Source organism: Duncaniella sp. B8 (genome assembly GCF_005304985.1).
Classification (GTDB): Bacteria; Bacteroidota; Bacteroidia; order Bacteroidales; family Muribaculaceae; genus Duncaniella; species Duncaniella muris.
Genome location: NZ_CP040121.1, coordinates 2362982 through 2383315 on the forward strand (window position 1 = coordinate 2362982; position 20334 = coordinate 2383315).

The 20334-nt window shown below is 51.9% G+C and carries 14 protein-coding genes and 1 other RNA gene; 2 read left to right on the forward strand and 13 right to left on the reverse strand.

All coding sequences use genetic code 11. The features are described 5' to 3' along the window. Positions 1 to 68 precede the first annotated feature (68 nt). The 7 genes from FDZ78_RS10070 to FDZ78_RS10100 all read right to left on the reverse strand — a co-directional run bounded on the left by FDZ78_RS10070 (position 69) and on the right by FDZ78_RS10100 (position 8085). Entirely contained in the window at positions 69 to 713 is a 645-nt protein-coding gene (locus FDZ78_RS10070) for a DJ-1 family glyoxalase III (RefSeq protein WP_124076437.1), read from the reverse strand. A gap of 266 nt (positions 714 to 979) precedes the next feature. After that, positions 980 to 1765, reverse strand: coding sequence for an IS21-like element helper ATPase IstB (gene istB / locus FDZ78_RS10075; RefSeq protein ID WP_136408497.1), 786 nt, complete (start codon positions 1763 to 1765; stop codon positions 980 to 982). After that, the gene (gene istA, locus FDZ78_RS10080) at positions 1749 to 3320 is read right to left on the reverse strand and encodes an IS21 family transposase (protein WP_255575988.1); all 1572 of its coding nucleotides are present in this window, start codon (positions 3318 to 3320) and stop codon (positions 1749 to 1751) included. Before istA ends, istB begins: the two co-directional genes overlap by 17 nt. An 827-nt stretch (positions 3321 to 4147) precedes the next feature. Further along, positions 4148 to 4546: a transfer-messenger RNA gene (gene ssrA, locus FDZ78_RS10085) on the reverse strand. Between the two features lie 123 nt (positions 4547 to 4669). Then, positions 4670 to 5761, reverse strand: coding sequence for an alpha/beta hydrolase (locus FDZ78_RS10090; RefSeq protein ID WP_160631020.1), 1092 nt, complete (start codon positions 5759 to 5761; stop codon positions 4670 to 4672). Positions 5762 to 5874: 113 nt separating this feature from the next. After that, positions 5875 to 6582: a response regulator transcription factor gene (locus tag FDZ78_RS10095; RefSeq protein ID WP_123400548.1), complete on the reverse strand. Its 708-nt coding sequence runs from the start codon at positions 6580 to 6582 to the stop codon at positions 5875 to 5877. 6 nt (positions 6583 to 6588) lie between these two features. Beyond that, positions 6589 to 8085: a sensor histidine kinase KdpD gene (locus tag FDZ78_RS10100; RefSeq protein ID WP_107033006.1), complete on the reverse strand. Its 1497-nt coding sequence runs from the start codon at positions 8083 to 8085 to the stop codon at positions 6589 to 6591. 371 nt (positions 8086 to 8456) lie between these two features. Between FDZ78_RS10100 and ahpC the strand changes: the two genes are divergently transcribed. Further along, on the forward strand, positions 8457 to 9023 hold the full coding sequence (gene ahpC / locus FDZ78_RS10105; protein ID WP_107033007.1) for an alkyl hydroperoxide reductase subunit C: 567 nt from the start codon (positions 8457 to 8459) through the stop codon (positions 9021 to 9023). Positions 9024 to 9222: 199 nt separating this feature from the next. Here ahpC and FDZ78_RS10110 read toward each other — a convergent pair whose 3' ends face one another. From FDZ78_RS10110 to prfA, 6 genes are all read right to left on the reverse strand, one after another. Next, complete coding sequence (locus FDZ78_RS10110; RefSeq protein WP_124075983.1) at positions 9223 to 10680, reverse strand: hypothetical protein; 1458 nt, start codon at positions 10678 to 10680, stop codon at positions 9223 to 9225. 86 nt (positions 10681 to 10766) lie between these two features. Further along, positions 10767 to 11327 carry a hypothetical protein gene (locus FDZ78_RS10115; RefSeq protein WP_107033009.1) on the reverse strand — a complete coding sequence of 187 codons (561 nt, stop codon included), beginning with the start codon at positions 11325 to 11327 and terminating at the stop codon, positions 10767 to 10769. 250 nt (positions 11328 to 11577) lie between these two features. Beyond that, complete coding sequence (locus FDZ78_RS10120) at positions 11578 to 13488, reverse strand: YgiQ family radical SAM protein (protein WP_369809736.1); 1911 nt, start codon at positions 13486 to 13488, stop codon at positions 11578 to 11580. Between the two features lie 14 nt (positions 13489 to 13502). Further along, complete coding sequence (gene uvrB, locus FDZ78_RS10125; RefSeq protein WP_124075981.1) at positions 13503 to 15599, reverse strand: excinuclease ABC subunit UvrB; 2097 nt, start codon at positions 15597 to 15599, stop codon at positions 13503 to 13505. A gap of 80 nt (positions 15600 to 15679) precedes the next feature. After that, a complete protein-coding gene (gene pyrF, locus FDZ78_RS10130; RefSeq protein ID WP_124075980.1) occupies positions 15680 to 16510 on the reverse strand; it encodes an orotidine-5'-phosphate decarboxylase in 831 nt (276 codons plus the stop codon). A 27-nt stretch (positions 16511 to 16537) separates the two neighbouring features. Further along, positions 16538 to 17647 (reverse strand): peptide chain release factor 1, encoded by a 1110-nt coding sequence (gene prfA, locus FDZ78_RS10135; RefSeq protein WP_124075979.1) that lies wholly within the window; start codon positions 17645 to 17647, stop codon positions 16538 to 16540. A 245-nt stretch (positions 17648 to 17892) separates the two neighbouring features. Between prfA and thrA the strand changes: the two genes are divergently transcribed. Then, positions 17893 to 20325, forward strand: a complete 2433-nt coding sequence (gene thrA, locus FDZ78_RS10140; RefSeq protein WP_124075978.1) for a bifunctional aspartate kinase/homoserine dehydrogenase I — start codon at positions 17893 to 17895, stop codon at positions 20323 to 20325. Positions 20326 to 20334: the final 9 nt, after the last annotated feature.

Sequence of the window (20334 nt, forward strand, 5' to 3'; positions counted from 1 at the left end):
CGGAGCAAAGACCTCCGTCACCTTCATTTTGCCAAAAATTTCGGCCGCCAAAAGGCGGCATTGAGGCTTTAGCTATTGCATCCGCAGGTACAATTATCATCGCATTCGCAATTGGCTATCACCATACCTTCTCGGAGTGCCTTCTCCGTATCCGCACCCTTTGTCTTGCGAACAATGGCAAGTGCAAACTCAAGAGTTGTTCCGGGGCCCTTCGATGTTATGAGGTGATCACCTATTACTACCGACTCATCGGAGTATATTCCTCCGTTCTTTTCAAAGTCCTCTTTGAGAAACGGATAACCCGTAGCATTTACTCTGTTGATGATACCGAGCGGACCAAGCACCAGAGCCGGAGCGGCGCAGATAGCGGCGATGTTGCCTCCTTTCTCCCAATGGGCTTTCACAAGTTCGCTCAGCTTTTCGTCAAGGTTTACCGCATCCTCCGATTTGTCTGCACCGGGGAATATGAGCCAGTCTATCCGGTCGGGGGACAAATCGGAAACACTCATGTCTGCAACGATAAGGTTGCCTGTGGCTCCTTTTACAAGTCTGTTCTCTGTCATAGAGACGGTGAATACCTCCATCCCGGCACGTCGCATGACATCGACGGGTGCCAGAGCCTCGATTTCATCGAAGCCTGTTCCAAGCATCACGAACACAGCCTTGCCTGAAGGTTGAGCCGATGCTGGAATGCTGATACTGATTTCAGTCATAATTTGTGGGTTTATTATGTTTGTGTTAACTTTGCAAAGGATAACTACTACCCTTTGGATAGCGCAAAGTTATATATCAAAATATTGCCATGCAAGAGGTTACTTCCAAAGTAGCCACTTACTTCAAACTCACTTTTAGTCAATATCAGACAGATGGAAAACCCAGGCTCGGATGACCCCTTAGACCAAGGTTGAATTGACCCCTGAAAATATTTTGAATTGACCCCTGAAAACGTTCTGGCCGACGGGGTCAATTTTATTTTGTCTTATCGGCTTTTTATAGCTTTAAGCTTACGGACGCTTTCGCCGGTAAGCGTGATTCGATGAGCAGTGTGGACAATGCGATCGAGTATTGCATCTGCCACTGTGGAGTCACCGATTGCTTCGTACCAGTCCAGTTCGGGGAGCTGTGATGTCACGATGATTGATTTGCGACCATGGCGGTCTTCGATGATTTCCGTAAGGTGTGCGCGTTCCTTGGCGTCGAGAGGCACCAGGAAGAGATCGTCGAGGATCAGAAGCTGCGTTTTTTCGAGTTTCTTGAGCTCCGTTTCGATTGTTCCTTTGTTTTTGGCGATTTTCAGGGTCCCCATCAGTTTGGATGCGTTCGCGTACAGTACGCGCATACCGGCCTTGCATGCCTCGTATCCCAGTGCTGTTGCCAGATAGCTTTTGCCCGTACCAGAACAGCCTGTGATGAACAGGTTTTCACCTTTACGGATAAAGTCCAGCGATGCGAGACGCTCCATCTGATTACGATCCAGGCCACGCGGAAGGTTATAGTCAATCTGCGCCACCGACGCGTCGTCGTATCTGAAGTTTGCGTTTTTCACCAGGCGCTCAATATTGCGTGCGGCCCTGTAGTCCCATTCTGTGGATAACAGCCAGTTCAGAAAGCTGTCAGGTGTCATTGTCTCGGCGAATGTGGCCTGAAGACTTTCGGAAAACGCTGCCGACATGCCGTGTAAGCGCATACGGTGCATCAGATCCAGAGAGATGGAGTTGCGGTCTTTCTCCGCTGTTATTGGCGTGGTTTTATTGTTCGTTTCCATGTTGTTCGTTGTTGTTGGCTGATAGTTTTATGCTCGCGGCAAAATATTCTTTACCGCGTATGTTCCGGTGGGATGGTGTCTGACGGTCATTGCCGTCGGCATCAGCCCCCGGCAAATAATCCGCATCGGCTCCGGACTCAAGTATGTCCACCATGTCGCTGACACTGTAAAGGCGTGCGTCCATTGCCGCGGCGCATCCTGACACAAGCCGTTCCTGTCCATACTTTTTCTCAAGTTTCATGATGCCACGGCAGACTCTGAAGGCAAGTTCCGGATAACGCCTGTCCTCGATGACAGCCCGCAGATAGTGCAATACGATGTTGTCGATCTGTGCCGCGCGTGAAAGCAGTTCCGCAATGTCGCTCTCGCAGCTCCCCTTGCGTCCGGGCAGATTGTGTGACGGTTTCGTTGTATATTCATACGGAGTATCGTTGCGGTGATGCGTCGCCACATGGGTAAAGCCATGAAAGATGTCGATCGTGTCAGTGTCGTAGACCAGTTCCACACGTTTGCCTACATATTGCACAGGCACACTATAGTGATGCTTGTGCAGAGTTACGTAGCTGTTACGCTGTACTGTCGCGACAGCCCGCTGTTTCATCTGATAGCGGTTCGCAGGCAATGGCCGGAGATTGTCCCGCTCCACAGCCTCAAAGAGCTGACGGCGTGATTCCTTTCGACGCGTCAGATTACGCGCGTTGAACTTCTCCAGAGACCTGAGGATTGCTTCGTTAAGCGACTCCAGATTATGAAAAATCTGACCTTCAAGGTCTACGTACACGGACCGATACATCAGTTTTACTGCATTTTCCACCAGGGCCTTGTCCTTTGGATGCCGCACACGGGCAGGCACCACGGCGCAGCCGTAATGCTCGGCAAAGGATTCGAAGTCAGGATTTATGACCGGCTCGTCGCGGCCACTGCGCGTGACTGCAGATTTCAGGTTGTCAGGCACAATCGCACATGGTGCGCCGCCGTAGAAACGGATGGCGTTTTCGCAGGCCTTTATCAGATCTTCCTTCTTCTGCGTCCACACTGCCTCGCAATATGTGTAGTGGCTACATGGAAGTATCGCCACAAACACCTCGACCTTTCGTATCCCGGCTGTTGCCTCATCGACTATTTCCAATCTGTCTCCGGCAAAATCGATATACATCTGGTCTCCGGCGCGGTGCTCCACATGCCCGATGGCATTGGTCTGCAGCATGAACTGCCTGAGTTTCATCCCGAAAGATGCCTTCAGATAGCCATCGGGATGGCCGGTATGATACTCTTCATACAACTTCTTGACCGTCATGCCCTTTCGAGAAAGTCGCGCCGCATAATCGGGCAATAGGGCTTCAAGCCTGACCTGCCGCTCCGACGGTTTACGTTCCCTCGCCCCTGGTATGGCAAATAGTTCCTGTAGCCGCGCATCACTCAGCGACGGCAGCTTCTCAGCGGGTATACCGCTGTCCTGATACATTCTCACATAGCGGCGCACCGTGTTCCGGGATATGTCAAAGGCACTACTGATGCATTTTATGCCCATCCCTGATGCGTGACATAGGAGAATATTCTTTTATCTTGTGTTCATGTTTTCTTTGAATTATATCCCCCTTCGGCCAAAACGGAATTCAAAGATACATATAAAATCCCCTGCTGACATTACGTCGACAGGGGTCATTTTTATATTGGGCAAAAGGGTCAGTGATATTTTGGCTTAAGGGGTCAATTCAACCTGGTCTAAGGGGTCATCTGAGCCTGGGTTTTCCATTTAGTCGTTCATATTCCCCGTCCACAGTGATTTTTATTATTATGGCACATTTGCCATCCTTATTCACTTGGTTTCGACGAATCAAGAACAAAACTTTGAAAGTGCTCTTTTTCATCTTACGTTGGATTTAGTGTCATCATTTCCGTTTTTTAGGCGGTGGATGCAATGATAACGAGTGAAACATTAAGATGGATTGGACACTTTTGAGAACAATAAGCGACAAATCAGCGACTTAGGTTGATTTTAACATTGAGGACATTTTCAAGACACTATATAATTCCATACTTTCAAAAGAATTAAATCGGAATATCGGAAATAGTGTCGGACACCCGTTTTAACACCCACAATCCAATGGGTTAAAATGTCGCCTGTTTTCCGACTTTCTTCCGAGTTATGTCTTTGTAAGTATATGGCATTAAGATTATTAGATGCGTTTTAGGCACTATTTAGGCACTAAAAAGATTTTTGAAATCTTAGTGCCTGGTTAGTGCCTAAACTCTGTCCGGGGATGTCCTTTTTGCGTCTTTTTTCGGTCCTGAATCGAAAGGATTAGATAAAAGAAAACCCCGGAACTACTTGATAGTCCGAGGTTTGTCTCGTTAAGTCCGAATTAGTTCGGTAGTACATAGTGGAGCTGGAGGGACTTGAACCCTCGTCCAAACGTGGAACTAATGAGCTTTCTACATGCTTAGTTTCTTCTTGGTTTTCGAGTTGAAACAGGCAAGAAACGACCAATCTCAGCCTTATCCTCTAAGTGTCTCGGCGAGTCGCGAGGCTTTCATCGCCATATTTCCGATTTATCTGCACCACCGGGTCGATCCGTCTCGGAAAAAGGACAATCGGGTGATGTCTCGTTTCGGCAACTGTTGCCGAAATAAAGCTAATCTACTGTGCTTCGATTAGGCAGCGAGAGCGTAGTTGTTTTCGCCATTTGAAATTTTGATGTCCCTGATTAAAGAGCGTAGCCATCATTGCTCTGCATGCTTACACACCACTTCTACACGCTGTCAAAACCGGTCAGCCCCGTTTCGTGGTTGTATGTGTGATCAGAATTCCAGATTGAAAATCCATGTCTTCTGATACTCTAATTTGCAAATTTATGTTGTTTTGCGGTAAAATGCAAGACCGGAGATTGTATTTAATCTTAATTAACTGTTTTGGTCTGGCTGATTCTGTGAGTCAGGAAGCGGGGAGGCGGGCGGAAGTGTGCGGTCGAGCCAGTTGAAAATATAGCGATATAGTGGCTCGCGTATTTGCGGTGCCGACAGCACGAGGTCATGCAGCCCTCCGATGACTTTGACACATGTGACGTCCGGTCCAAGTTCGCGCCCGAATTTCTTGATGTCGCTGACGTCAAGCACTCCGTCGGCGCGGTTGTGGGCCGGTATCCATTCCGAACCGCTGACGCTTTCCGAGGAGTAGAGCAGGAGGATTGGGATGCGGATGTCGGCATGTCCGTCGCGGAGCGCATGTTGTGCTTCCGTGATGGCGCGTACCCATCCGGCGGTGACGGGAGGCGACTGAATCAGTTTCCAGTCGGTGTTGTAGGTCCATTCTCCGTGATGTTCTTTGAGGAGGCTTTCGGCATAGGCTGTTGACGTGCCCTGTGAGATGGGGAAGTCGGGAAACAGTCTGCCGAGCATCCCGACGGCAGGGATGAGCCGTTCTTTCCATCCCTGGTTCCAGTCGAGGAAGGGGCTGTTCAGGATGAGCGCTTTGATGATTTCAGGGTGGCGGCGGCTTTCGAAATAGGCGGTGGTCAGGCCTCCGGTGGAATGGCCCATGAGTATGACTTCGCTGATGCCGTTGTGCTGCATTTCGACGAGTGCGGAGTCTATGTCGGGGAAATAGCTGGCCATGTCGCGTACGTCAAACGGTTTCTGTCCGGCGGTCAGCGAGCGTCCGTAGCGGCGCAGGTCCACGGCATAGAAGTCGTAGCCGTGGCCGACAAAACGGTTACCCATTTCCTGCTGAAAGAAGTAGTCGTTGAAGCCGTGGACATACAGCACTCCGCGGCGCACGTCAGAAGCCGTCGCGGCCGAGTCTCTGTGACAGACTTTGCGTATGATGGTTGAGATCACGGGGCCGGTGTAGTCTGATCCCTGGTCTACATGGCGCATCTCATAACCGTTGCCAAGCAAGTCTGGCTTCCATTTCTCAGATGTCTGTGCGTGGCTGCCTGCGCTGAAAATTGCAAGAGTCAGCAGTAGCAGCGTTGAAAATATTGTGCATTTTTTCATCGTTGTCATGGTCCGGGAGGTTGAAAATTCACCGGACCGGCGCCGTCATAGACTGCTGGCATCGGTCCGGTGATATCAGTGGTATCGAATCCGTTTTTCGGACGAGAATCGGATCAGTTTGAGGTTTCGAGTTCCGGGGCGATGAGCTTGTAGCCTTTGCCGTGGATGTTGATGATCTCGATCGAGGGATCGTCTTTGAGGTGCTTGCGCAGCTTGGTGATGTAGACGTCCATAGAGCGGGCGTTGAAATAGTTGTCATCGATCCAGATGGTCTTGAGTGCGAAGTTGCGTTCAAGGATTTCGTTGACATGTGCGCAGAGGAGGCTGAGGAGTTCCGACTCTTTGGTGGTGAGCTTGGTCACTTTGTCGTCGATCAGCAGCACCTGTTTCTGGGTGTCGAAAGTGAATTTGCCGATCTTGTACATTGTGATCTCCTTGCCCTTCTTGCCTTTGACGCGGCGCAGGATGGCTTCGATGCGGAAGACGAGCTCTTCCATCGAGAACGGTTTGGTGATATAGTCGTCGGCTCCGATCTTGAAGCCTTCGAGGATATCTTCCTTGATTGATTTTGCGGTCAGGAAGATGATGGGGACTTCAGAGTTTACGGTACGTATTTCCTGAGCGAGTGCGAAACCGTCTTTCTTGGGCATCATCACGTCAAGGACGCAAAGGTCATATTTACCTTTGAGGAATGCTTTGTAGCCGCTTTCCCCGTCGGCGAAGAGATCGGCGTTGAAGCCTTTGGCCTGCAGATACTCGCGGAGCAGCATGCCGAGGTTCTCGTCGTCTTCGCAAAGTAGTATGCGCAAACGTTCTTCCATAGTTCTTTAATTTTTAGTTATTGGTAATGTTATTGTAAATTTTGTTCCTACATTGAGTTCGCTCTCCACGCTGATTTCGCCGCCGAGCTCGCCGACCATCTTCTTGACATAGGCGAGGCCGAGGCCGAAGCCTTTGACGTCGTGGCGGTTGCCGGTGGAGACGCGATAAAATTTCTCGAAGATCTTTTTGAGGTCTTCGCGTTTCATGCCTATGCCGTTGTCGCGGATGGTGACTGCTATGCGCTCGTCGCCATGCTGGCTTACATTGCGGGTGCTGACGGTGAGTCGCAGCGGTTCTTCCTCGCGGCGATATTTGACGGCATTGTCGAGAAGGTTGAAAATCACGTTTGTGAAGTGCATTTCATCGACATTGACGGTCGACTCTTCGGCATCGAGCACGGCTTCGATCTTGCCGCCGTATTTCTCGACCTTGAGTTTGAAAGTGCTCGTGATGTTGGCTATAAGCACGTTGGCATCGACGTTCTGAAGGCGCAGGGTGGCTTTCTGGCGCTCGAACATCGACATCTGCAACACTTTCTCTACCTGGAACCTCAGGCGCTTGGTCTCGTCGTTGATCACGGTGGAGATATGGCTGAGCATGGCCGGCGATTTCAGCACGGCTCCGTCGTTGAGCATCTGTGCGGCGAGTGAGATGGTCGAGATCGGAGTCTTGAACTCGTGGGTCATGTTGTTGATGAAGTCGTTTTTCATTTCTGTCAGTTTCTTCTGGCGGAATGCAAGGATGATTGTGCAGAGGAAGGTGACAAGCAGAATGAATGTGAAGATGAACGATGGGATCATGAAGCGGATCGACCCGAAGATGTAGTCGCTCTTGGTCGGGAAATAGACTTTGAGGTAATACATTTTGTTTTTCGGATCGTTGGGGAAGAGGGTCTGAATGAACATCGAGTTCTCGTCACCCGGTGTCGGATGGTAGTTGGCCGAACGGTAGACGATTCCGCCGACGCGGTTGACCACGGCGAATTCAAACGGCAATGTCAGTCCGTTGTTGTCAAGTTCGGATCTAAGATATGATCTGACATCCGCCGAGTCGGCGCGCTCGCTGATAGGGCGGTTGCTCGACCGGGTGATGATGTTGAATATCACCTCGTCAAGCAGTCCTTTCTGATAGAGATATTTTCCGCGCATTATCTCGCGCATAGAGGCGGTGGTGTTGCGCTGGTCTATGTTTCCTTTGAGGGTGAGATCATAGTTGATGCCTTCGGGTGTGGTGAAGTTGTAGTTGATGCCCACCGATCCGTCAGCATTGGTGCGTGGATAGAACTGCGTCTCCATCGTGGCGAGGTCTTCTTCAAGGAAATGTTTGGTCTCGTCTTGTTCGAGGCGGGTGCTGACGGCATAGAGAGAGCGCTTGACCCCCTCGGCAAACTGGTCGTCACGCATTTTCTTCATGTTGTTCATGTACATGATCTGTACATAAAGCAGCCCGATGAAGGTCAGCGCCATTATGATGGTCAGAAACCATATAGTCGATTTTTTCATTCCTTGGTACTCTCTATTATATTAAGGTGGGCCTTGACGGTCACCTCGGTTTTAGTGGATACGCTTACAATGTTAACAACCGTAATGTATAATTGTTGTAAAAATTTTCAAATAAGACAAAAGTCAATTAACATTTTGCGTCAAAATTAACATAAAAATGTGAATTCCGCAATAGATATTCTTGGATTAATCGTGGAATTTATGATTTTTTTAGTCTGAAACAGACGTGGTTATTGAATGCCGGTGAACATTCGGCCTGCCGTGGCGTTATAAGATAGGTGTCTTTAGGAGGCTTGTATTGCCGATTCCATGAAGTCACCGCCAGACTTGAATCTACTCTAAAACAAACCGAATATATCTACTAAAAAACTATGCAGACAATCATCAATCAGCAAATACCCGAATTTTCAGTCGATGCATTTGTCAACGGCGATTTCAAAACCATAACATCAGAGGATCTGAAGGGCAAATGGGCCATTCTGTTCTTCTATCCGGCCGATTTTACATTTGTGTGTCCTACCGAACTTGTCGACATGGCTGAGTCCTACGATAAATTCAAGGAACTCGGTGCCGAAGTCTACAGTGTCAGTACCGACAGTAAGTTTACTCATAAGGCCTGGCATGATTCAAGCGATTCGATCAAGAAGGTCAAGTTCCCGATGCTTTCCGACAAGACCGGAGTGCTCAGCGAGTATTTCGGCGTGATGAATCCTGCCGATTTCATGGCCTACCGAGGCACATTCGTGATCAATCCCGAAGGTAAGATCAAGATTGCGGAGATCCAGGACAACGGCATAGGACGTAATGCCGAGGAACTTCTACGCAAGCTCGAAGCTGCGCAGTTTGTGGCCGAACATGGCGATCAGGTCTGTCCTGCCCGCTGGCGTCCGGGTCAGCAGACCCTCAAGCCCGGCATTGATCTCGTCGGCAAGATCTGAGCCGGATATCATTAAAAGGTTTTTAACGACCTCTAAAAATGAAAGGGCCACGCTGCTGTCATCGTCTTTTATGGGCGGTGTCAGTTGCGTGGCTCTTCCGTTTTGTCCGGAGTGTGAGTCTTCGGATGTGTGTGTTCAGTCGCTGTTGATGGAAAGACGTGAGGTTTAAGATGTTGAGTATGAGAATTTGATTGAATATTTATGACGTGGCATTGAGCTTTTGCAGGAATTCATCGCGGTCTATAATTGCCTCTGATGAGCTGATTCGTGTTATCAGTCGTGTCCGTTTGGTGTAAAACGATTTCAGCTTTATTCCAGTGAACATGCACACCGCTCGCGGAGAGAAGCCCGCATAGATCAGGACTATGAACCGGATGTCATCTTCTTTGAGCAGGGTGGCGCATTGACTGCGCAGGCGGCTGGCTATGGAGTCCATACACTCGTCGACCGAGGCCTCGATCTGACGTAGCTTGAGGGGCGTTTTAAGCCGTTCTATCTCTTTTTCGACCTCCTTTATGATGAAGGCGCGGGTCTTTTCCGAATCGCCTTTTTCGAAAAATTCGTTGCAGAGGAAATTGATGGTCTGCCAGCGCTCACGGAAGAGGTTTTCTATGCGCGTGGTAAGGACGGATGACGATGCATGTCCGCGTGCTATCTCGTTGCTCAGATTGGCGAGCGATTCCATATGCGCTTCGATTTCGGCATTTTTCACTTTCATGCGCAGGCGGTAGTAAGCATAGCCCGCGGCCACAATGACGATAAACAGCAGTGTGACACAGATGAGTATTGTCCGCAGGCTTGAAGCCCGCGAGTGTTGTTCGGTGGCGCGGTCTGACTGGAAATCGCGTTGGGCACCTACAACGGTCTCGGACGCTGTGGGCTGTCGGCCATAGAGCCGTTGTTCGCAAAGGCTGTCGGTGTAGCTTTTCCAAAGTTCCGGCTCTCCGGCATTTCTGTAACATTCGGCTGTGGCCCAGTCGATCAGCTTGTATTCCGATTCGGTTCTCGCTATCGCGCGAGCACTGTCGAGATAGAGGCCGTAGTCTGCCGGCTCTGTCTCGATCTCGGCGGCTATTTCGGGCATGGCGTGGCGATAGCGTTCGGCCTTGGCTTTCATAGTGCTTTTGCTGATGGCGAGATAGGCATAGTCTGCAGCTGTCGGAGTGAAGAAACGGCGGTATTGTTTCAGTTTGCGGCTGTCGAATTCCCGGAGACCGTCGAGCCTTGCAGTGATGCGCATTGATGCCCGCAGGCAGTTGGCTGTCAGAGCCGAATCGCTGCCGGCTATTGACCGGATGCTGTCCAGCAGAAACATTCCGAGGCGCAGGCTGTCGTTGTTGGCGTGGGCTATTGCCACATCCAACAGGGCATAGCGGTGTGCCCTGACGCTGTCGGCCTGTAGATAGTGGTCTGCTGCGTTGAGCCGATGCTCCACCACTTCATGTCCGCCGTAAGTCGCGGCTATTATGTCGGCAAGCAGGTCTTCGGCCTGCCCGCAAAGATAGTGGTCTCCATCTTCGCGGGCAAGTTCCAGAAGCTGCATCGCAGGCGTGACCGCCGCGCTGTATTCCCCTGCCCGATAGAGCGAGTCGGCAGACTCTATAAGTTCCTGCTTTTCACCACCAAGCCTATGAGAACATCCGACAAGGATGACCATTGTTAATAGACTCAGTAGTTTATGGAATAGCAACATAAATATGGGAAATGCAAATTGATATGTGTGCCAAATGGAGTTTATTTAGTCTATTTACGATCTCTGAGAGCAGGTGCATCGGGACGTTCGGAATGATTTTTATTCAGATATTTGTAATATTCATGTGTCCCGTTGCGTGCACTTTCAAATGCTTCTTCCATTAGACTATGATTGATTCTATAAATGGATGATTCAGTTCTTAATGCTATAATGCTGTCAGTGTGATTATTGGTCTGCTGAAAGGAGTCTAATGTCCTATCGTAGCATTCTGCCGAGATGCCGAGATGCAGGGCCTCTGCTTTGCTTAATTTTAGGATAAGATGTTCGTTTTCAACATAGCAATGTTTTAAAATGAGCATTCTTTCTTTCATTTGTGCACGGCCTTCGGGGGTTGATGCTAATTCGTGAAGCCTCTTTTGGTTGATTTCTGCAATTTGAGCGCGGCGTTTTTCCCAGTTTCTTTCAAATTCATCGGCTATGCGCGCTCTGTCGTTCGCTTCGATTGATTCCCGGATTTCGTTGGCCTGATCGTTTTCTTCCGATTGTGTGCAGGATGCCATTCCCGCCGAGAGCAGCAGGGAGAGGATGAGGTGGGTGAGTGTCGCTTTCATGTGATAATGTTTTTGGAGAGGTTAGACATGTGGCGGAATTCGGTCTGCAGCCTCGATCCCGACAATGCAAAGATACGACACGAATTGTGGTTTATGCAAATTTCGAGGGGGTCTGAATATTCTTCAGCCTGTTTTGTCGGGTGTTGAAAATCAGTGCGTTAGTCTGCGTTTTGTCGACGCGATTTTCTTCACCTCTCCGAAAGGGCTTTTTTCGCCCCGGAATCGGGAAGGAAAAAGCAGTCGGTCGGGCCTAATTTCTTTTTGATTTCTGATAGGGATAGGTGGCCTGGCGAGGGAATAGGCGCTGGAGCAGATCGGGACGCCGCAGGCGCTGAAGAGAGCGGATGAGGTCTGGCCGGTAGGCGCGGTCATACCAGAAGAAATATTTTCGCTGTGCCTGCTTTTGCTCAGGGCTGACGGCTGTGAATACTCTTTCGCCTGTGTAAGGATGATAGCCGGTATAGTAGATCTCGGTCGAGAGGGTCATCGGGGTAGGGGTGAAGTCCTGAATCTGTTCGAGATGCAGATTGAGTTCTTTGGTCTCGGCGGCAAGCTCGGCCATGTCGACTTCGCGGCATCCGGGATGGGAGGATATGAAGTAGGGGATCAGCTGCTGTCGGAGCCCGTGGCGCGAGTTTACGCGGTCAAAGAAGCGGCTGAATTCATGATAGAGCTGGAAAGAGGGCTTGCGCATAAGGTTGAGCACAGTGTCGGAGGTGTGTTCCGGCGCCACTTTCAGACGTCCGGAGACGTGGCGGGTGATCAGCTCTTCATTATATGTGCGGTTTGTCTCGTCTATGCGGCGGTCGCCAGTGTGGTGCATGGAAAGATCATAGCGCACGCCGCTGCCGATGAATGATTTCTTTATGCCCGGCAAGCTGTCTATGGCATGGTAGAGGTCGAGCAGCGGCCCGTGGTCGGTGTTGAGGTTCGGGCAGACTTTGGGGTGCAGACACGAGGGCTTCAGACACTTGGCGCAGATGCTTTTGTCTTTGCCACCGAGGCCATACATGTTGGCGCTCGGACCGCCGATGTCGCTCAGATAGCCTTTGAAGTCGGGCATACGGGTGACTTCGCGGGCTTCGCGGAGCACAGACTCCTTGCTTCGTGAGGCTATGAACTTGCCCTGATGGGCTGAGATGGTGCAGAACGAACATCCGCCGAAACATCCGCGGTGGATGTTGACCGAATGGCGTATCATCTCATAGGCCGGAATGCGCTTGTCCTTGTAGCGCGGGTGGGGCAGGCGGGTGTAGGGGAGATCAAACGATGCGTCGATCTCTCCGGTGGTCATTGGCGGATACATCGGGTTGACTTTCACCCAGAAGCCGCCGTCGTGGCGCTGCCAGAGCACACGTCCGTTCATCGAATTGCTCTGCTGCTCGATGTGGCGGAAGTTTTCGGCCTGCAGGCGCTTGTCGCGCAGGCAGTCGGCAAAGGAGTGGAGTATTATGTCATCATCGCCTGCCCGGAAATCGGCATCGGGGATGCGGACCACTGTCTGCGGCAGATCGCGGAGCGAGTCCACGCTCTCTCCGGCTTCCAGACGGCGGGCTATCTCTATGACTGACTTTTCGCCCATGCCATAGTTTATGAGATCGGCCTTGCAGTCGGCGAGCAGCGACGGGCGCAGGCGGTCTTCCCAGTAGTCATAGTGTGAAAGCCGGCGCATCGACGCCTCGATGCCTCCGGCTATTATGGGGGTGTCGGGGAAGAGGTCGCGGAGGATTGCCGAGTAGACTATGGTCGGATAGTCGGGGCGGGCACCGTGGCGTCCGCCGGGAGTATATGCGTCGTCGCTGCGTCTGCGGCGGGCGGCGGTGTAGTGGTTGACCATCGAATCCATTGCTCCGGCCGATACACCGAAGAATAGACGCGGAGCGCCGAATTTACGGAAATCGCGCAGATCGTCCTGCCAGTTGGGCTGGGGGACAAGCGCCACATTGTAGCCGGCGGCCTGGAGCGTGCGCCCTATGACTGCGGCCCCGAAAGAAGGGTGGTCTACGTAGGCATCGCCTGAGAAGATGACCACATCGACGTGGTCCCAGCCGAGAGCCTTCATTTCCTTGACCGAGGTGGGCAGATAGCGGTCGGCGGAGGGATATATCATTCGCTGCTGTGAAGCAGCTGCGGTTTTTATGTTTTTTTTCTGTTCGTTCATTTTGATTCTTCCTTCTACGGTTCAGCTGACATTTTTGCAAGGCGCTCCTCCATAGCGAGGACCTCGTCGCGCAGGCGGGCGGCATCGATGAAGTCCATGCGTCTGGCAGCCTCGACCATTTCGAGACGCTTGGTGGTGATGAGCTTCTGCAGCGCATCGGCGTTGAGGTAGGGGATTACCGGATCGGCAGCGAGATTGACCTTTGTGCTGTATTCCTCGGCATAGGGTATGGATTTTGCCCGTCCGGTCTTTGATGTGCTTTCCCGGCGTGACGGCTGCTTGCCGCGGCTGCTGTCAGCTGTTTCGTCGGCATCGGCTTCAAGGCCGATGATCGAGTTGCGGGCTTTGATGATGGCCTGCGGGGTTATGCCGTGCTCTTCATTGTAGGCAAGCTGCATTGCGCGGCGGCGCGACGTCTCGTCGATGGTCTGCTGCATGGAGTCGGTAATCTTGTCGGCATACATTATGACAGTGCCGTTGAGGTTTCGGGCCGCACGTCCGACAGTCTGCGTCAGAGATCTGTGGCTGCGCAGGAAGCCTTCCTTGTCGGCATCGAGTATGGCCACAAGCGATACTTCCGGCAGGTCGAGGCCTTCGCGGAGGAGGTTCACGCCGACAAGCACATCGAATTCGCCGGCCCGCAGCCCGTCGAGAATCCTGATGCGGTCAAGGGTGTCGACATCGCTGTGGATGTAGGCTGTCTTTATGCGGATCTTTGTCAGATAGTCGTTCAGCTCCTCGGCCATGCGCTTGGTCAGGGTGGTGACCAACACGCGTTCGTCACGCTCGATGCGCAGATTTATCTCATGGAGAAGGTCGTCGATCTGGTTGAGTGACGGGCGCACTTCTATCACGGGGTCGAGCAGACCGGTGGGGCGGATGATCTGTTCCACTACCACGCCTTCGCATTTCTCCAGCTCATAGTCGGCCGGCGTTGCGCTGACGTAGAGCACCTGAGGAGTCAGGCGTTCGAATTCCTCGAATTTCAGCGGACGGTTGTCAAGCGCCGCAGGCAGACGGAAGCCATATTCCACAAGATTCATCTTGCGCGAGAGGTCGCCGCCATACATGGCGCGGCATTGCGGCAGAGTGACGTGGCTCTCGTCAATGATGGTCAGAAAGTCCTGGGGGAAATAGTCGAGGAGACAGAAGGGACGCATGCCCGGCTGACGGCCGTCGAAGTAGCGGCTGTAGTTTTCGATTCCTGAACAGTGGCCCACTTCGCGCAGCATCTCGACGTCGTAGGTGACACGTTCCATCAGACGTTTGGCTTCAAGTTCCTTGGCCTCGCGCATGAAGTAGTTGTATTGCTCGCCGAGGTCAAGTTCGATCTGACCTATTGCCGAGCCCATGCGTTCGGGCGATGTGACAAAGAGATTGGCGGGGTAGATCTGGAATATGTCGTGAGTGCCGAGCGAGACATTGTCAGACGGGTGGAGGGTCTTGATCGACTCGATCTCATCGCCCCAGAAGGTGACGCGCACAATAATTTCTTCATAAGCGAGCCGAATGTCAACGGTGTCGCCTTTGACACGGAATGTGCCACGCGACAGTTCCAGCTCGTTGCGCGAGTAGAGCGAATTGACGAGCGACCGCAGGAATTTGTTGCGTGTGATTTTCTGTCCGACTTTCACAGTCACCACATTGCTGTCGAAGTCTTCGGGGTTGCCCATGCCGTAGAGGCATGACACTGAAGAGACCACAACCACGTCCTTGCGCCCTGACAGGAGTGCCGAGACGGTCGACAGTCGCAGTTTTTCGATCTCGTCGTTGATCATGAGATCTTTTTCTATGTATTTGTCGACAGTGGGTATATAGGCCTCCGGCTGATAGTAATCGTAGTAGGAGACAAAATACTGCACCGAGTTGTTCGGGAAGAATCCTTTGAACTCGCTGTAAAGCTGTGCGGCGAGAGTCTTGTTGTGGCTGAGGATGAGGGTCGGCTTTCCAACCTGCTCGATGACGTTGGCCATCGTGAATGTTTTGCCTGAGCCTGTGACACCGAGAAGCGTCTGGGCTTTCTCACCCGCCCTGATGCCTGCCACGAGCTGTTCGATTGCTTGCGGCTGGTCGCCCGTGGGCTGATATTGTGATGTAAGCTGGAAATCCATGATAAAGGGAATTTTTCGTAACTTACAAAATTACGAAAAATTCCCTTTATATGCAATAAGCTGCCTGTTTTCGGCCCGGATCAGATTACTCCGTAGGTCGAGAGCAGGATTGTCATGTGGTCGCGGAGCTTGCGGGCTTCGGCGGCGGCGGCATCAGCGAAATCTGTGCCTGAAGAGGCATAGATGATGCCGCGCGAAGAGTTGACGAGCAGTCCGCATTCGGGTGTCATGCCCCATTTTGCCACTTCTTCAAGGCTGCCGCCCTGGGCGCCTACGCCGGGAACGAGCAGGAAGCTCTGGGGTGCTACACGGCGCACTTCGGCAAACATTGCGCCCTGAGTTGCACCGACCACGAACATGAGATTCTCAGTGGTACCCCATTTCTGGGCGGTCTCCAGAACGTGTTCGAAGAGGCGTGTGCCTGTCATGTCGGTCAGGAACTGGAAGTCGCGGCTGCCGGGGTTGGAGGTCAGGGCAAGGAGGATCACCCACTTGCCTTCGTAGTCCATGAATGGCTTCACGCTGTCAAATCCCATGTAGGGAGCCACCGTGATGGCATCTACACCCATGTTCTCGAAAAATGCGCGGGCATAGAGCGAGGAGGTGTTGCCGATGTCACCGCGCTTGGCGTCGGCGATGATGAAGTGGTCCGGATAATTGGTGCGCAGGTAGTTGACGGTGCGTTCCAGGGTCTGCCAGCCTTCTGTGCCACGGCTTTCATAGAAAGCGGTATTGGGCTTGTAGGCTACGCAGTAGGGGGCGGTAGCGTCAATAATGGCCTTGTTGAAGGCGAACATCGGGTCTTCCTCCGTCAGAAGATGCTCCGGGATTTTCTTGATGTCAGTGTCGAGTCCAACGCAGAGAAAGGTGCCCTTCTTGCGGATTTGTTCGATGATTTGCTGTCTGTTCATATTTTTGATAGCTTGTTTTGTTTGCGGTTAGAGTTCGGCAGCCTTGAGTTTTTCGGCGTTTTCGGCTATGGTCAGCTGGTCGATCACATCCTGGATCTCCCCGTCCATGAAAGCCTGCAGGTTATAGATGGTGTAGTTGATACGGTGGTCGGTGATGCGTCCCTGCGGGTAGTTGTAGGTGCGGATTTTGGCCGATCGGTCGCCGGTCGAGACGAGGGTTTTGCGCCGTGAGGCTATGTCGTCAATGTATTTCTGGTGCTCTTTGTCGTAGATGAATGTGCGCAGGCGGCTGAGTGCGCGCTCCTTGTTCTTGGGCTGGTCGCGGGTTTCGGTACATTCGATCAGAATCTCTTCGCTCTCGCCGGTATTTGGGTTGCGCCACATGTAGCGCAGGCGCACACCTGATTCGACCTTGTTGACGTTCTGTCCGCCTGCTCCGCCCGAACGGAAGGTGTCCCATTTGATCTCGCCCTCGTTGATTTCCACATCGAAGGCCTCTGCTTCGGGTAGCACAGCTACAGTGGCGGCCGATGTGTGGACACGTCCCTGGGTCTCGGTTGCCGGAACTCGCTGCACACGGTGCACACCGCTCTCGTATTTCAGTGTGCCGTAAACGTTGTCGCCTGTGACTGCAACCACAATCTCCTTGAATCCTCCGGCAGCCCCTTCGCTGAAACTGGTGACAGCCACATTCCAGCCTTTTGACTCGCAGTATTTGACATACATCTTGTAAAGATCACCGGCAAAGATGGCGGCTTCGTCGCCTCCGGTGCCGCCGCGGATTTCGAGAATGGCATTCTTGCCGTCCTCCGGATCGGCCGGAATCAGCAGCAGTTTTATTTCTTCCTCAATGGCCGGTATGGCCTCGGTGGCTTCGTCAAGCTCCTCTTTGGCCATGTCGCGGAGCTCAGGGTCATTTTCAGACGCAAGCACCTCGCGGGCTTCGTCGATGTTGCCTAAAAGCGCGCGGTAACGGCGTGTCACAGCCGTGAGTTTTTCAAGATCCTTATACTCTTTGGTCAGGCGGACATAGCGTTTCATGTCCTGGATCACAGCGGGGTCTGTGATCAGAGTTCCCACTTCCTCGAAGCGGGCCTCGATGCCGTCCAGCCGGGTCAAAAGGGAATTTTCAGCCATATATCAAATGCTTTTGACTGCAAAGGTACGAAAAAATGCCGAAAAGCCCGCAGCGAAACAAATCGTGAAACAAATCGATACGATCTATTTTATTTTATTGCAAAACTGTGGTGGAGAATTGGAAATTTGATTATCTTTGTCATTTGAATAAAAACTAATCCTAATTTTGAGCAAAGCCGATGGCTGACGATCCGTTTGTCTGGATGTGGTCACCGGCGGAAACCATTCAACCACACATTATTATAATGAAAGTATTAAAATTCGGCGGGACATCCGTAGGTTCCGCGAACAGTATTCTTAATCTGAAGAATATTGTTGAAAGTCAGGATTTCCCGGTTGTTGTAGTAGTGAGCGCCCTTGGAGGTGTCACAGATCTTCTCATCAAGACGGCAAGAACAGCGTCAGAAGGCAATGAGGCCTATAAGGATATGTTTCAGGCCATAGTCCGCCGTCATCATGACATGATCAATGATGTGATAACAGACGGACGGGAGGATCTTCTTCTGGAAACAGATGCGTTGCTTGCAGAGCTTTCATCGATATATCATGGGGTGTATCTCATCCGTGATCTCAGCCCCAAGACTCAGGCTACCATAGTCAGCTATGGCGAGCGGCTGAGCAGCCGTATTGTGGCACGCCTGATCACAGACGCAGAGCTGCACGATTCACGGACTTTTATAAAGACAGAGCGCAAGCATGGCCGTTCGCTGCTTGACAGTGAGCTGACACGCAGACTTGTGGTTGAGGAATTCGGACCGAAAACGCTTTGCGGGAAAATACACATAGTGCCGGGTTTCATCAGTTCGGATCGCGATTCAGGCGAAGTGACAAATCTCGGTCGAGGCGGCAGTGATTACACGGCTTCGATCATAGCGGCGGCGCTTGGTGCGGAAGCTCTTGAGATATGGACCGACGTTGACGGATTCATGACCGCAGACCCGCGTGTCATTCCGACGGCCTACACAATCAACGCGCTCAGCTATGTCGAGGCTATGGAACTTTGCAACTTCGGCGCGAAGGTGATCTATCCGCCTACCATATATCCGGTTTGTGTCAACAATATTCCCATCTATGTAAAGAACACGTTCAATCCGCTGCTTCCGGGCACCGTTATCCGCAATGAGATAGAGGATGACCGCAAGCCGATCAAGGGTATATCAAGCATCAGCGGCACCTCGCTCATAACCGTGACAGGTCTGTCGATGGTCGGTGTGATCGGTGTGAACCGCCGCATCTTCACAGCTCTGGCCGACAATGGCATCTCAGTCTTCATGGTCAGCCAGGCTTCATCTGAAAACTCGACTTCGATCGGTGTGCGTGACGAGGATGCCGCTGCCGCCGTAGAGGTTCTTGATAATGAGTTTGCCAAGGAGATCGAAGAGGGGGCCATGTTCCCTATGCACGTTGAAAGCGGTCTGGCTACAGTGGCGATTGTGGGTGAGAACATGAAGCATACTCCAGGTATAGCCGGCAAGCTGTTCGGCACTCTGGGTCGCAGCGGCATCAGCGTAATTGCCTGCGCACAGGGCGCCAGCGAGACAAACATCTCGTTTGTGGTTCATGGAGACTATCTGCGCAAGTCGCTCAACGTGATTCATGACTCATTCTTCCTGAGTGAATACAAGGAACTCAACCTCTTTATATGCGGTGTCGGCACTGTAGGCGGTATGCTGATAGAGCAGATCCGCAGCCAGCAGGAAAAACTTATGCAGACCCACCGTCTGAAACTCAATGTGGTCGGAATCGCCTCAAGTCATAAGGCTGTGTTCAGCCGCGCAGGCATTGATCTGGCAACCTATAGAGAACAGCTTGACGCAAGTCCCGAAAGTTCGTCCGAACGTCTGCGCGACGGAGTTGTGGGTATGAATATCTTCAACAGCGTCTTCGTAGACTGCACCGCAAGCAAGGAGGTGGCCGAACTTTATCAGACATTCCTTGACAACAACATCTCGGTTGTCGCGGCCAACAAGGTTGCGGCATCGAGCAGTTATGAGACTTACCGCAGGCTGAAATCCACAGCTCTTCAGCGCGGTGTGAAATATCTTTTCGAAACGAACGTTGGAGCGGGTTTGCCTATTATCGGTACCATCAACGACCTCGTTTCGTCAGGCGACCGCATTCTGAAAATCGAGGCAGTGCTGAGCGGAACACTCAACTTTATCTTCAATGCCATTTCAGATAAGGTTTCTTTCTCCGAAACAGTGCGTCTGGCCAAAGAACTCGGCTACAGCGAGCCTGATCCGCGTATAGATCTCAGCGGTCAGGACGTGGTGCGCAAGCTGGTGATCCTTACCCGTGAAGCCGGCTACAAGGCTGAGCAGGACGAAGTGGAAAAGCACCTTTTTGTGCCTGACGAGATGTTCATTGGATCGCTTGAAGACTTCTGGAAGAAACTGCCTGAGCTTGATGCCGATTTCGAGGCGCGCCGTCAGGTGCTCGCGGCTGAAGGCAAGCGCTGGAGGTTTGTGGCGAAGATGGAAAACGGAGAGATGAGCGTAGGCCTGCAAGCCGTTGACAGCAGACATCCGTTCTACGGTCTTGAAGGTTCCAACAATATAGTTCTGCTCACCACCGAGCGCTATCATGAATATCCGATGCTCATCCAGGGTTACGGAGCCGGAGCCGAGGTGACAGCGGCAGGCGTGTTTGCCAACATAATGTCAACCGCCAACAACTGATTTCTCATC

Excerpts from the sequence above, each read along its gene's own strand:
- FDZ78_RS10070 (WP_124076437.1), bottom strand. The coding sequence starts at position 713 with ATGACTGAAATCAGTATCAGCATTCCAGCATCGGCTCAACCTTCAGGC.
- istB (WP_136408497.1), bottom strand. The coding sequence starts at position 1,765 with ATGGAAACGAACAATAAAACCACGCCAATAACAGCGGAGAAAGACCGC.
- FDZ78_RS10090 (WP_160631020.1), bottom strand. The coding sequence starts at position 5,761 with ATGAAAAAATGCACAATATTTTCAACGCTGCTACTGCTGACTCTTGCA.
- FDZ78_RS10095 (WP_123400548.1), bottom strand. The coding sequence starts at position 6,582 with ATGGAAGAACGTTTGCGCATACTACTTTGCGAAGACGACGAGAACCTC.
- FDZ78_RS10100 (WP_107033006.1), bottom strand. The coding sequence starts at position 8,085 with ATGAAAAAATCGACTATATGGTTTCTGACCATCATAATGGCGCTGACC.
- ahpC (WP_107033007.1), top strand. The coding sequence starts at position 8,457 with ATGCAGACAATCATCAATCAGCAAATACCCGAATTTTCAGTCGATGCA.
- FDZ78_RS10110 (WP_124075983.1), bottom strand. The coding sequence starts at position 10,680 with ATGGTCATCCTTGTCGGATGTTCTCATAGGCTTGGTGGTGAAAAGCAG.
- FDZ78_RS10115 (WP_107033009.1), bottom strand. The coding sequence starts at position 11,327 with ATGAAAGCGACACTCACCCACCTCATCCTCTCCCTGCTGCTCTCGGCG.
- FDZ78_RS10120 (WP_369809736.1), bottom strand. The coding sequence starts at position 13,488 with ATGAACGAACAGAAAAAAAACATAAAAACCGCAGCTGCTTCACAGCAG.
- uvrB (WP_124075981.1), bottom strand. The coding sequence starts at position 15,599 with ATGGATTTCCAGCTTACATCACAATATCAGCCCACGGGCGACCAGCCG.
- pyrF (WP_124075980.1), bottom strand. The coding sequence starts at position 16,510 with ATGAACAGACAGCAAATCATCGAACAAATCCGCAAGAAGGGCACCTTT.
- prfA (WP_124075979.1), bottom strand. The coding sequence starts at position 17,647 with ATGGCTGAAAATTCCCTTTTGACCCGGCTGGACGGCATCGAGGCCCGC.
- thrA (WP_124075978.1), top strand. The coding sequence starts at position 17,893 with ATGAAAGTATTAAAATTCGGCGGGACATCCGTAGGTTCCGCGAACAGT.